The sequence below is a fragment of the Streptomyces sp. NBC_00012 genome (genome assembly GCF_045040875.1).
Taxonomy (GTDB): Bacteria; Actinomycetota; Actinomycetes; order Streptomycetales; family Streptomycetaceae; genus Streptomyces.
The window spans coordinates 1,783,853-1,796,046 of sequence record NZ_CP108309.1 but is presented as its reverse complement, the minus strand read 5'-3'; the positions used below and the strand labels follow the sequence as shown (position 1 = coordinate 1,796,046).

Genomic DNA, 12,194 nt, shown 5'->3' with positions numbered 1-12,194 from the left:
GGCTCCCCCAGACCCCGCAGGGACGATGAGCACGTACCGCGACTTCACACACCGCGGCTCCGCCCGCGCCACCGTTCTGCGGACCGTGGGCACCCGGGAGCGGCGCTCGCACCTCACGGCACCGCGGGTACCCACCGTCGGCATCGACATCGGCGGTACGAAGGTGATGGCGGGCGTCGTCGACGCCGACGGCAACATCCTGGAGCAGCTGCGTACCGAGACGCCGGACAAGTCCAAGAGCCCCAAGGTCGTCGAGGACACCATCGTCGAGCTGGTCCTGGACCTCTCCGACCGGCACGATGTGCACGCCGTCGGCATCGGCGCGGCCGGCTGGGTCGACGCGGACCGTTCCAAGGTGCTCTTCGCGCCGCACCTCGCCTGGCGCGACGAGCCGCTGCGCGACGCCCTCGCCTCCCGCCTCGTCGTCCCCGTCATGGTCGACAACGACGCCAACACCGCCGCCTGGGCGGAGTGGCGTTTCGGCGCGGGGCGCGGCGAGGACCACCTCGTCATGATCACGCTCGGCACCGGCATCGGGGGCGCGATCCTGGAGGACGGTCAGGTCAAGCGCGGCAAGTTCGGCGTCGCCGGTGAGTTCGGCCACATGCAGGTGGTGCCCGGCGGGCACCGCTGCCCCTGCGGGAACCGCGGCTGCTGGGAGCAGTACAGCTCCGGCAACGCCCTGGTGCGCGAGGCCAAGGAGCTGGCCGCCGCGGACTCCCCGGTGGCGCACGGGATCATCGAGCGGGTCAAGGGCAACATCCCCGACATCACCGGGCCCCTCATCACCGAACTGGCCCGCGAGGGCGACGCGATGTGCGTCGAGCTCCTCCAGGACATCGGCCAGTGGCTCGGCGTCGGCATCGCCAACCTGGCCGCCGCGCTCGACCCCTCCTGCTTCGTCATCGGGGGCGGCGTCAGCGCCGCCGACGACCTGCTCATCGGGCCCGCCAGGGACGCCTTCAAACGTCATCTCACCGGCCGCGGCTACCGGCCCGAGGCCCGGATCGCCAAGGCCCAGCTCGGCCCGGAGGCGGGTATGGTCGGCGCCGCGGACCTGGCCCGGCTGGTGGCCCGCAGATTTCGCCGTACCAACCGCCGCCGGGTCGAGCGGTACGAGCGGTACGCCCAGATCTACGACCAGGCCGCGAGCACCATCCGTAATACGCGCAACACCCGCACCTCCTAGGGATCCCCAGACACATGACCGCAGCCGAGCACCCCGTCCTGCCGCGTCAGTCCACGCCGCCCGACGACGGCCGGCCGCCGCAGGACCGGCGCCGGCTGATCCGCCGCCGGCTGATCACGGCGACCATCATCGTGCTGCTCATCGGCATCCCGGCCGGCTATCTGCTGATCTCGGCCGGGCAGAGCCGCCGCGCAGGCCAGAACAAGGAGGCCGAGGCCTCCGCGCAGGGGCTCCGGGAGGGCTGGCCGTCCCGGTTGCAGCGCCGGATCTTCGAACTGCCGATGCCCGGGAACTCCCTGGACGTGCAGTACTACGAGACCAACAACTGGAAGGCCAGCCGGCTGTACGTGGAGTTCCGCACCACGTCCGCCGGGCTCGACCGCTTCCTCGGCCGGATGGGCAGCGGCCGCTCCGACCTGGAGACCGGCAAGGTGACCATCGGCGACCGCGACCAGAAGATCTCGGGCTGGACGTTCGGCCCCGGGGTCGAGTGGGCGGGCACCACGCACACCAACAAGGACCCGCGGCCCACCCAGGACATCATGGTGAACATGACCGACCCGATGAACCCCGTCGTGTACGTCATCTCGGCGGCAACCCCCTGAGCGTAGGAACATCCCCGGTGCGCCTCGCGAACCCCGCAGCGCGCCACTGAACCGTGCCACCGAATCGGACTGCCGAACCGGATCACCGGATCCCGCCACCGGACCGGACTGCCGAACCGGATCACCGGATCCCGCCGGATCAATCCTGGGGCCACAGCGGGCCTCGGCCGGTCGACCCGGCGGCTCGTCGTTGACTTCTGCCTGGTTGACACCGGGGTCAACCGATCGGTCGACCCCGCCCGGCGTGGGCGGCAGGGGCGACACGGAAGCGTAAGGCGCGCGGCACCGCGCGGTCGCCATAGGTGTCATCGATAGGGGTCATCGATATTGAGTCTTGGACTCTATAGGGGCAGGTCGTGCATGGTGGACCACGTCAGTCCATCGGGGCCGGCAGCCACCGAAGGGAGTGACCATGTACGACCTCGCCGAAGGTGTCGGAACTTTTCAGCGCGACGTCTTCCCGGCCAAGGCGGAGCTCTTCGCCCACCTGGCCGACACCCACGGGCCGTCGACACTGTTCATCAGCTGCTCGGACGCCCGTGTGGTCCCGGAGCTGATCACCAGCAGTGAGCCGGGCGAGCTCTTCGTCGTCCGCACCGCCGGAAACCTCGTACCCGCCTACACCCCCGCGCCGGACGGCATCGCGGCCAGCATCGAGTACGCGGTCGCCGTCCTCGGCGTGCAGGACATCGTGGTGTGCGGTCATTCCGCCTGCGGCGCGATGACCGCCCTGGCCGCACACCACGACCTTTCCGGCGCACCCGCGATCGCCGACTGGCTGCGCCACGCCGACGCCTCGGTCGCCCGCACCGCCGCCGACGAGCGGGACGTGGCCGCGCTGGTGCGCGAGAACGTGCTCGCCCAACTGGCGAACCTGGCCACCCACCCCTCGGTGGCCCGCGCGAGGGCCGCGGACGCGGTCACTCTGCGCGGCTGGGTCTACGACATCCCCACCGGCACCGTCGTGGAACTCGACGCCACCGGCCGGCCCGCCGCCCTCGCGGCCTGACCACCGGGCCCGCAAGCCCGATCCCCGCCGCCCCTCGGGCGTCCGGGATCACTTCTCGACCCCTTACCCGCCGCTCCCGCCTTCCGTCTTTTCGGCGAGCGGCACGCATGAAAGGAAACACCCCATGGTGCACGCCCAGTTCGACCCCACCGCCCGTCAGCTGCTCGCCGCGGCCGCCGTCGAGGCCAAGGTCCGCAAGGACCTGTCGTGGCAGCAGATCGCGGACGCCGCCGGACTGTCGGTCGCGTTCGTCACCGCCGCCGTCCTCGGCCAGCACGCCCTCCCGGCGGCCTCCGCCGAGGCCGTCGCCGAACTCCTCGGCCTGGACGAGGACGCGGCGATGCTGCTCCGCACCATCCCGACCCGCGGATCGATCCCCGGCGGCATCCCCACCGACCCGACCATCTACCGCTTCTACGAGATGCTCCAGGTCTACGGAACCACCCTCAAGGCCCTCGTCCACGAGCAGTTCGGCGACGGAATCATCTCCGCGATCAACTTCAAGCTGGACGTGAAGAAGGTCGCCGACCCCGAGGGCGGCGAGCGTGCGGTCATCACTCTGGACGGTAAGTACCTCCCGACCAAGCCTTTCTGACGACACATCAACACCTGATCGAGCGGGCCGGCGGAATCTCTTCCGCCGGCCCGTCCGGCGTTCTGCGGGCGGACCCGATGGAGTTGCGGCCGCGTGCGTCAGGGACGGCTGGTCAGATAGCCGCCCATGGAGGTGAAGTACTCCGTCGCGGGCAGCTCCCGGCCGTCCTCGGTCCGTACGCGAGTGATGGCCAGGCCGTGGTCGCGGCCGGTGCGGGCGTCGGCTCCGGCGACGATCACCACGCCCTCGCCCTCGCGGTAGAAGATGCGGCCGGGAGTGCCGCCGTAGCGGCCCCGGGACACCACCGAGGCGAGGACTTCGAGCCGCTTGCCCCGGTGGAAGGTGAAGGCGCTGGGGTACGGCTCCGACTGGGCGCGGACCAGGCGTTCGAGGTCCTCGGCCGGCCAGGTCCAGTCGATGCGGATGTCCTCGGCGGACCGCTTGTGGAAGAAGCTCGCCCGGGAGCGGTCCTGCCGGGTGAACTCCGTCTGTCCGGCGGCGATGAGGCCGAGCGCGCCGATGGTGACCGGGGCGATGAGGCCGACGGTCTTGTGGAAGAGGTCGGTGGCGGTGTCCGTCGGTCCGACCGCAACCGCCTCCTGCCGGACGATGTCACCGGCGTCGAGCTCGTCGTCCATCATGTGCGCGGTGACGCCCACCTCGGACTCGCCGTTTATCAGGGCCCAGATCAGCGGGGAGAAGCCGGCGTACTTCGGCAGCAGCGAGTCGTGGACGTTCAGCGTGCCGTGGCGCGGCAGGCCGAAGATGCGCGGCGGGATCCAGGTGCGCCAGTTGTTGGCGACGATGATGTCCGGATCGGCCTGCTCGAGGCGCTCGAACAGCTCGTCGTCGTCGGGACGGTTGCGGATCAGCACCGGGACGCCGTGCTCCTCGGCGAGACCGGCGACCGAGTCGCTCCAGATCTTCTCGTACGCGTGCTCGCTCTTGGGGTGCGTCACGACCAGTTCCACACTGTGCTCGGAGTCCAGGAGGGCTTGCAGGGTGCGGTGCCCCCAGGTCTGGTAACCGAACATGACGACCCGCATGGGGGTTCCTCCTCAGGGCAGGGCTGGACCGGTGGCAAGTAAAGCAAGGCTTACCTTAGTTTGCAACAGGGGGATTCCGTGCGCCGATTGACGGTTCGTCGGATCGGTCGGCGGCATCGGATGCCGGTTCGCCCTATCGACAGCGCCGTGTGATTAGCTTAGGCTCACCTAAGTTCGGTTGGGCGGCCTGCTCGGCGTGCCCGCCTCTCGTATCTTCCCTACGCCTGACAGGCGGCTTTCCCGCACGATGGGAGTGACATGTCACAGGTTCTTCCTGGCGACGCACCACTGGTCCACGACCTGATCGGCATCGGCTTCGGCCCCTCCAACGTGGCGATGGCGATCGCGCTGAGTGAGCACAACACCCGCGTCGGCAGGCAGGAGCCGGTCACGGCCCACTTCTTCGAGCAGCAGCGGAGCTTCGGCTGGCACCGCGGCATGCTGATCGACGACGCCACCATGCAGGTGTCCTTCCTCAAGGACCTGGTGACGCTCCGGAACCCGGCCAGCGAGTACAGCTTCCTCTGCTACCTGCAGAGCAGGGGCCGGCTGATCGACTTCATCAACCACAAGAACCTCTTCCCGCTGCGGGTGGAGTTCCACGACTACTTCGAGTGGGCCGCGGCCAAGGTCGACGACCTGGTCTCCTACGGTCACGAGGTCGTCGCCGTCACGCCCTTCGTCCACGGCGGCGTCGTGGAGTACCTGGACGTGACCGTCCGTTCGGCGGAGGGCCTCTCGGTCCACCGGGCCCGCAACCTCGTCGTCGGAACCGGGCTGCGCCCCCTCATGCCGGAGGGTGTGGAGCGCGGCGACCGGGTCTGGCACAACTCCGATCTGCTGCGCAAGGTCGACCGGCTGGATGCCGCCTCGCCCTCGCGGTTCGTCGTCGTGGGCGCCGGCCAGAGCGCCGCCGAGAACGTCGCCTATCTGCACCGCCGCTTCCCCGAGGCCGAGGTCTGCGCTGTTTTCTCCCGCTACGGCTACAGCCCCGCCGACGACAGCAGCTTCGCCAACCGGATCTTCGATCCCGGGGCGGTCGACGACTACTTCGCCGCACCCGAGAGCGTCAAGACCCGGCTGATGGCCTATCACGGCAACACCAACTACTCCGTGGTGGACATCGACCTGATCGACGACCTGTACCGGCAGATGTACCAGGAGAAGGTCCTCGGCACCGAACGGCTGCGCTTCCTCAACGTCTCCCGGGTCACCGGGGTCCAGGAGACGCCCGACGGCGTCCGCACCACCGTGAACTCCCTCGTCACGGGCGAGGAGACGATCCTGGACGCGGATGTCGTGGTGTTCGCCACCGGCTACAGCCCCGCCGATCCGCTCGGCCTCCTCGGCGAGGTCGCCGGCCACTGCCTGCGCGACGACGAGGGCCGGGTCCGCGTCGAGCGCGACTACCGGGTCTCGACCAGCCCCGAACTGCGCTGCGGAATCTACCTCCAGGGCGGCACGGAGCACACTCACGGCATCACGACGTCCCTGCTGTCGAACACCGCGATACGGGTCGGGGAGATCCTGGACTCGCTCCTGGACCGGGGAGCCGGGTCCGCCTCCGCCGAGGCCCGCCCGGTCACCGACGGCACCGGTACGCACGCGTGAGGCGCGAGGCGGGCCGAACCGCCCCGGCGGATCACGAGGGATGACGGACAGCGACATGAGCACGATCACGGTTGAGCGCCCCGCACCCAGGGGCACGACTCAGGCCCGTCGGCGGCGGGTCGTGGGTCTGGGCGCGCTCGTGATCGTCCTGGTGGTCGCCGCGGCGGCGTCGCTGGCCGTCGGCACGCGCGCGCTGAGCCCAGCCGAGGTCTGGCACGGGCTGTTCACAGCGCCCGAGGCCGACCGGCGGCTCACCGAGATCAGGCTCATCGTGCGGACCGTGCGGGTGCCCCGGACGGTGCTCGCGATCGTGGCGGGCCTCGCCCTGGGTGTCGGCGGCGCGCTGATCCAGGGGTACACCCGCAACCCCATAGCCGACACCGGGTTGTTGGGGGTGAACGCCGGCGCCTCGTTCACCGTGGTGACGGCGGTCGCGGTCTTCGGCCTCGCGAACCCGTTCCAGTACGTCTGGTTCGCCTTTCTCGGGGCGGCGGTCGCCGGTGTCGTCGTCTTCGGCCTCGCCAGCATCGGCCGGGGAGCGGGCAATCCGCTGACACTCGCCCTGGCCGGGCAGGGGCTCACGGTCTTCCTCGCGGCGATGACCACCGCGGTCGCGCTCTCGGACCAGAAGTCGCTGAACGCGCTGCGGTTCTGGAATGCGGGCTCCGTGGCCGGAGTCGGATTCGACGTCATCCGGCCGGTCGCCGCGTTCATCGCGGTCGGACTGGTGCTGGCCCTGATCACCCTGCCCGCACTCAACCTGCTCAACCTGGGCGACGACGTGGCGCGGGGGCTGGGCGTGAACATCGCGCTGAGCCGGACCGTCGGCATCGTCGCCATCACCCTGCTGGCCGGCGCGGCCACGGCGGCGTGCGGCCCCATCGCCTTCCTCGGGCTGATGGTGGCCCATGTGGCCCGGTACCTGACCGGGCCGGACTACCGCTGGCTGGTGCCGTACGCGGGTCTGCTCGGCTCCGTCGTCCTGCTGGTCTGCGACATCGCGGGGCGCCTGGTGGTGCGGCCGGGCGAGTTGGACGCGGGTGTCGTGGTCGCCCTCCTCGGCGCCCCGTTCTTCGCGGTTCTGGTGTGGCGAGGAAAGTTCAGGAGCGCATGAACGGGACGGACTTGAACCCATCGGTGGCGCCGGGCGTGCGGCTCGGCCAGGTGTCGTTCGTATGGCGGCCCTGGCTCGTCCTGGTCACACTGCTGCTGGCGGCGGCGGCCTTCCTGGTGTTCTGCCTCTCCATCGGTGTCGGGGACTTCCCCATCGGGCTGCCCCGGGTGATCGCCACGATCCTCGGCCGGGGCGAGCAGGTCGACGAATTCGTGATCATGGACCTGCGGATGCCGCGCGCCCTGGCCGGTCTGGTCGTGGGGTTCGCCCTGGGGATGTCCGGGGCGATCACGCAGTCCGTCGCCCGCAACCCGCTCGCCAGCCCGGACATTCTGGGCATCACCGGGGGAGCCGGTGCGGTCGCGGTGTTCCTGGTGACCGTGTCGGGCGGGACGGCCGCGGCGGTCGTCGGCTCGGTGGGCCTGCCCGCGGCGGCGCTCGCGGGCGGTCTCGGCACGGGACTGCTGGTGTACTTCCTGGCCTGGCGGCGCGGGATCGACGGCTTCCGGCTCATCCTCATCGGCATCTCGGTGAGCGCCGTGATGGAGGCGGTCACCACCTGGCTGCTGGTCTCCGCCGACATCAGGGACGTGGCCAGGGCCCAGTCGTGGCTGGTCGGTTCGCTGGACGGCCGGTCGTGGGACGAGGTCCGGGTGGCGTTCTGGTGCACGCTCGTCCTCGTGGTCGTCGTGGCCGCTGCCGCGTTCCAGTTCAGACCGATGCATCTGGGCGACGAGGTGGCCGCCGGCCTGGGCGTGCGTTATTCGGGAGTGCGGGCCGTCCTGTTGCTGTGCGCGGTACTGCTGGCCGCCTTCGCGGTGAGCGCGGCGGGCCCGGTCCCGTTCGTCGCGCTGGTGGCGCCGCAGGTGGCGATGCGTCTGGCGAGGTTCCCCACGCCCCCGTTGGTGGCCTCCGGCCTGGTGGGCGCGTTGCTGCTGATCGGTTCGGACCTGGTCGCACGCACGGCGCTGCCGGTCACCCTCCCGGTCGGTGTGGTCACCGCCGCGATCGGCGGCCCGTTCCTCATCTACCTGCTGGTGCGGGCGAATCTCAGATAGGCGGCAAGAATGCACAACGGATCTGGACAAGGGGGGCTCATGGCCGCTCGGTTCACCACCGGGGCCGAGGCCGGGACCGAGGAGGTCTCACGGCTGGCGGCCAGGGGCGTCACGGTCGGGTACGGCGGCCGGACGGTCATCGACGCTCTCGACGTGGCGATTCCCCCGGGGGTGATCACCACGATCATCGGCCCCAACGGCTGTGGGAAGTCGACCCTGTTGCGCACCCTGACCCGGCTGCTGAAGCCGTCCGCGGGGACGGTCGTGCTGGATGGCGAGGACATCGGCAGGCTCCGGACCAGGGAGGTGGCCAAGAAGCTCGGTCTGCTGCCGCAGGCGCCGGTCGCGCCGGAGGGGCTGACCGTGGCCGACCTCGTCGCCAGGGGGCGCCATCCGCACCAGAGCTGGCTGCGGCAGTGGTCCTCGGACGACGCCGGCGTCGTGGAACGCGCGCTGGCCATGACCGGGGTGTCCGAGCTGGCCGACCGTCCGGTCGACTCGCTCTCCGGCGGACAGCGCCAGCGCGTCTGGATCTCGATGACCCTGGCCCAGGGGACCGACCTGCTGCTGCTGGACGAGCCGACCACCTATCTGGACCTGGCGCACGCGATCGACGTGCTCGACCTGGTGGACGACCTGCACGAGTCGGGGTGCACCGTGGTCATGGTGCTGCACGACCTCAATCTGGCGACGCGTTACAGCGACAACCTGATCGTGATGCGGGAGGGCTCCATCCTGGCGCAGGGACACCCGCGCGATGTGATCACCGCCGAGCTGCTGCGCGAGGCGTTCGGGCTGCACGCCACGGTCATCGACGACCCGGTGGGCGACCGGCCGCTCATCGTGCCGATCGGCCGTACGCACGTCCGGCTCGACCCGTAGCTCCCCGTGGGTCCCCGGTGCCGGAGGGCGTGCGCCCAAGTCGGGCCCGACGGAGGAAAGTTCAAAAGTTAGGCTAGGCTGGCCTCACTTGTGCGAGGTAAGGTTTGGCTGCCCTTGCAACGAGGTGCAGTGGACAGTGTGAAAGCAAGGGATTCCGGATGCTTCTCCATCGAACGACGCGTGTGAGGCCCTGGCGGCGGGCGGCGGCGATACTGTCCGCCGCGACCCTCGGCGTCGGCCTCCTCGCGGGGTGCGGTTCCGACTCGGCGGACAAGAAGGGCGAGGACGCCCCGGTCGCCGCCTCCGGCGCGTTCCCGGTCACCGTGGTGCACGCGTTCGGATCCACGGAGATCGCCAAGGCCCCCGAGCGCGTCGTCTCCGTGGGCTACACGGACGACCAGGCCGTCCTGGCGCTCGGCATCAAACCGGTCGGCATGGTCGACCAGTACCCGAACCCGGCGGGCAAGTCCCCCGACATCAACACCCAGTGGCCCTGGGTCAAGGACAAGTGGGGCGACACCCGCCCCGAGGTCGTGATGAACAACGGTGACTCGGGCCCCAATTACGAGAAGATCGCCTCGCTGCGGCCGGACCTGATCATCGCGGTCTACTCCGAGATCGACAAGGCCGCCTACGAGAAGCTCTCCCGGATCGCTCCGACGGTGGGCCGCACCAAGGGTGAGAAGGAGCCCTTCAGTGCGCCGTGGCAGGACAACGCGGTGCACATCGCCAAGGCGCTCGGCAAGGAGGCCGAGGGCGCCCGGCTGGTGAAGGGCATCCAGGGCAAGCTCGACACGGCCGCGAAGGCCCACCCGGAGTTCGCGAAGCAGACCGCCGTGGCGCTGTCCTGGTACAAGGACTCCGTCGCGCCGTTCACCTCCACCGACGTACGCGGCCGGCTGGTGACGGGCATCGGCTTCACGTACCGGACCGAGATCGACGAGGTCGCGGACGGCAAGTTCTTCACCGTGCTGTCGCCCGAGCGCGTCGACCTGGTGGACGCCGACCGCATCTTCGTCATCAACGACAAGGCGGACACGGACGCGCTGAAGAAGTTCGAGCTGTTCACCAACCTGCCCGCCGTCAAGAACGGCAAGGTCTCGTACCTGCTGGACAGCGAGGGCCCGGCGGTCGGTGCCGCCATGTCCCAGGGAACCCTGCTTTCCTTGCCGTACGCGATCGACGAGCTCGTCAAGTCGGTCGAGTAGCAATGCCGATCGGACCACCCCGTCCCCGGAGAGATTCGGTCTTCGTGTGAGTGCCACCGACACCCGCTCCGCCCCCGCGACCCTGTGCACGGCGACCGGGGGCGAGGCCGCCGGGTGGGTCGTCGCGCACTGCCGCCGGGCCCCGTGGCTGACGGCCTCCACCGTGCTCACCACGGTGGCCGGGGCGGCGCTCCAGGTGCTTCCCGTGCTCCTGCTGGGCCAGGTGGTCGACGCGGTGACCGAGGGCGGATCGCGCTCGGTGCTGGTCACGGTCGGGGTGCTGATGGGGGCCGCCGCGCTGCTCGGCGCGGTGGCCACCGCGCTGTCGACGTATCTGATCGGGCGGCTGGGCGCGGATCTGCTCGCCCGGCTGCGGGAAGCGGCCGTCCGCGCGGTGCTCGGGATGCCGAGCGCACGCGTCGAACAGGTCGGCCGGGGCGATGTGCTCTCCCGGGTCGGTGACGATGTGGCCGTACTGTCCAGGGGAATCCGGTCGGCCGTTCCCACGGTGTTCTCGGCCGGTGTGCTGGTCGTCATCGCCACCGTCGGCATGTTCGGACTGGACTGGCGGCTCGGCCTGGCCGGCGCCGGCGCGCTGCCCGCGTACGCGCTGGCCCTGCGGTGGTACCTGCCCCGCTCCGCACCGCTCTACCGCAAGCAGCGGGCGGCCCAGGCCGACCGCGCGCAGGCGTTGATCAGCGGTCTCGACGGGATCGACACGGTACGGGCGTACCGCCTGGAGGGCGCCGTCCGGGAGAAGGTCACCGAGGAGTCGTGGCGGGTGCGCGATCTCGGCGTCGAGGTGTTCCGCTTCTTCGGGCGGTTCGTCGGCCGGGAGAACCGCGCCGAGTTCATCGGGCTGGTCCTCATTATCGTGGTGGGGTACGCCCTGCTGGAGGCCGACGCCGCCACTCTGGGCGAGGTGTCGGCGGCCCCGCTGATGTTCCACCGGCTGTTCACCCCGCTGGGCGCCATCATGTTCACCTTCGACGAGGCGCAGAAGTCGGGCGCGAGCCTCACCCGCCTGGTCGGGGTGGTGGGGGAGCCCGCGGAGGACCGCCTGGTGGGCGACGTGTCCGTCGCTCAGGCGGACGCCGGACCGTATCCGGTGACGGTGCAGGGGCTGACCTTCAGCTATCCCGGCACCGAGGAGCCGGTCCTGCGGGATGTGGATCTGTCCATTCCGGCGGGGGGTTCGCTCGCTCTGGTGGGTGCGACGGGCGCGGGCAAGTCGACCCTGGCCGCGCTGGTCGCCGGTACCGGGACCCCGCAGGCCGGGTCGGTGCGCATCGGATCGCAGGACCTCGCCGGTCTGGACGAGGCCGGGGCGCGGGCCCTGGTGAGCATCCTGACGCAGGAGACGCACGTGTTCTCGGGCCCGCTCGCCGACGACCTGCGGCTGGCCGCGCCCGGGGCGAGCGACGACCGGCTGCTGGACGCCTTGCGCACGGTCGGCGCCGACGGGTGGGTGGAGCTGCTGCCCGACGGGCTGAACACCATGGTCGGGGAGGGCGGCGAGCGCCTCGATGCCACCAAGGTCGCCCAGATCGCCCTGGCCCGGCTGGTGTTGGGCCGCGCCCCGGTGGTGGTGCTCGACGAGTCGACCGCGGAGGCGGGCAGCGAGGGCGCCGCCGAGCTGGAACGGGCCGTGCTGGCGGCCTGCTCGGGCCGGACCACGCTGTTCGTGGCCCATCGGCTGACCCAGGCGATGGCCGCGGACCGGATCGCCGTGCTGTCCGAGGGGCGCGTGGTGGAGGAGGGGACGCACGGGGAGCTGGTGGCTCTGGGCGGGCAGTACGCGCGCCTGTGGCGCGCCTGGCGCGAGGGTAGTTAGGTGACCCTGAGTTAGGTTAGGCTAACCTGCATGCCTTGGAAGG

11 protein-coding genes are annotated in these 12,194 nt (G+C 70.6%); 10 read left to right on the top strand and 1 reads right to left on the bottom strand.

Features of this window, described 5'->3' with window-relative positions; genetic code table 11:
• Positions 1-25: 25 nt before the first annotated feature.
• From OHA19_RS08370 to cynS, 4 genes are all read left to right on the top strand, one after another.
• A complete protein-coding gene (locus OHA19_RS08370) occupies positions 26-1,189 on the top strand; it encodes an ROK family glucokinase (protein ID WP_405718000.1) in 1,164 nt (387 codons plus the stop codon).
• A gap of 14 nt (positions 1,190-1,203) precedes the next feature.
• Entirely contained in the window at positions 1,204-1,794 is a 591-nt protein-coding gene (locus OHA19_RS08365) for a hypothetical protein (protein ID WP_405718003.1), read from the top strand.
• Between the two features lie 412 nt (positions 1,795-2,206).
• Positions 2,207-2,803 carry a carbonic anhydrase gene (locus OHA19_RS08360; protein ID WP_405749806.1) on the top strand — a complete coding sequence of 199 codons (597 nt, stop codon included), beginning with the start codon at positions 2,207-2,209 and terminating at the stop codon, positions 2,801-2,803.
• Between the two features lie 124 nt (positions 2,804-2,927).
• Positions 2,928-3,398, top strand: a complete 471-nt coding sequence (gene cynS, locus OHA19_RS08355; protein WP_376627742.1) for a cyanase — start codon at positions 2,928-2,930, stop codon at positions 3,396-3,398.
• Positions 3,399-3,496: 98 nt separating this feature from the next.
• Here the strand turns inward: cynS and OHA19_RS08350 are convergent, their stop codons facing one another.
• Positions 3,497-4,444: a methionyl-tRNA formyltransferase gene (locus OHA19_RS08350; protein ID WP_405749804.1), complete on the bottom strand. Its 948-nt coding sequence runs from the start codon at positions 4,442-4,444 to the stop codon at positions 3,497-3,499.
• A 258-nt stretch (positions 4,445-4,702) separates the two neighbouring features.
• Here OHA19_RS08350 and OHA19_RS08345 point away from each other — a divergent pair, with 258 nt between their 5' ends.
• The 6 genes from OHA19_RS08345 to OHA19_RS08320 all read left to right on the top strand — a co-directional run bounded on the left by OHA19_RS08345 (position 4,703) and on the right by OHA19_RS08320 (position 12,151).
• Positions 4,703-6,055, top strand: coding sequence for a lysine N(6)-hydroxylase/L-ornithine N(5)-oxygenase family protein (locus tag OHA19_RS08345; protein WP_405718011.1), 1,353 nt, complete (start codon positions 4,703-4,705; stop codon positions 6,053-6,055).
• A gap of 55 nt (positions 6,056-6,110) precedes the next feature.
• Complete coding sequence (locus OHA19_RS08340) at positions 6,111-7,169, top strand: FecCD family ABC transporter permease (RefSeq protein ID WP_405749803.1); 1,059 nt, start codon at positions 6,111-6,113, stop codon at positions 7,167-7,169.
• Positions 7,166-8,227, top strand: a complete 1,062-nt coding sequence (locus OHA19_RS08335; protein WP_405718017.1) for a FecCD family ABC transporter permease — start codon at positions 7,166-7,168, stop codon at positions 8,225-8,227. Before OHA19_RS08340 ends, OHA19_RS08335 begins: the two co-directional genes overlap by 4 nt.
• 39 nt (positions 8,228-8,266) lie before the next feature.
• A complete protein-coding gene (locus tag OHA19_RS08330; RefSeq protein ID WP_405749802.1) occupies positions 8,267-9,109 on the top strand; it encodes an ABC transporter ATP-binding protein in 843 nt (280 codons plus the stop codon).
• A 158-nt stretch (positions 9,110-9,267) separates the two neighbouring features.
• Positions 9,268-10,317 (top strand): iron-siderophore ABC transporter substrate-binding protein, encoded by a 1,050-nt coding sequence (locus OHA19_RS08325; protein ID WP_405749801.1) that lies wholly within the window; start codon positions 9,268-9,270, stop codon positions 10,315-10,317.
• 46 nt (positions 10,318-10,363) lie between these two features.
• Positions 10,364-12,151 carry an ABC transporter ATP-binding protein gene (locus OHA19_RS08320; protein ID WP_405749800.1) on the top strand — a complete coding sequence of 596 codons (1,788 nt, stop codon included), beginning with the start codon at positions 10,364-10,366 and terminating at the stop codon, positions 12,149-12,151.
• The last annotated feature ends 43 nt before the right edge of the window (positions 12,152-12,194 follow it).

Excerpts from the sequence above, each read along its gene's own strand:
- OHA19_RS08370 (WP_405718000.1), top strand. The coding sequence starts at position 26 with ATGAGCACGTACCGCGACTTCACACACCGCGGCTCCGCCCGCGCCACC.
- OHA19_RS08365 (WP_405718003.1), top strand. The coding sequence starts at position 1,204 with ATGACCGCAGCCGAGCACCCCGTCCTGCCGCGTCAGTCCACGCCGCCC.
- OHA19_RS08360 (WP_405749806.1), top strand. The coding sequence starts at position 2,207 with ATGTACGACCTCGCCGAAGGTGTCGGAACTTTTCAGCGCGACGTCTTC.
- cynS (WP_376627742.1), top strand. The coding sequence starts at position 2,928 with ATGGTGCACGCCCAGTTCGACCCCACCGCCCGTCAGCTGCTCGCCGCG.
- OHA19_RS08350 (WP_405749804.1), bottom strand. The coding sequence starts at position 4,444 with ATGCGGGTCGTCATGTTCGGTTACCAGACCTGGGGGCACCGCACCCTG.
- OHA19_RS08345 (WP_405718011.1), top strand. The coding sequence starts at position 4,703 with ATGTCACAGGTTCTTCCTGGCGACGCACCACTGGTCCACGACCTGATC.
- OHA19_RS08340 (WP_405749803.1), top strand. The coding sequence starts at position 6,111 with ATGAGCACGATCACGGTTGAGCGCCCCGCACCCAGGGGCACGACTCAG.
- OHA19_RS08335 (WP_405718017.1), top strand. The coding sequence starts at position 7,166 with ATGAACGGGACGGACTTGAACCCATCGGTGGCGCCGGGCGTGCGGCTC.
- OHA19_RS08330 (WP_405749802.1), top strand. The coding sequence starts at position 8,267 with ATGGCCGCTCGGTTCACCACCGGGGCCGAGGCCGGGACCGAGGAGGTC.
- OHA19_RS08325 (WP_405749801.1), top strand. The coding sequence starts at position 9,268 with ATGCTTCTCCATCGAACGACGCGTGTGAGGCCCTGGCGGCGGGCGGCG.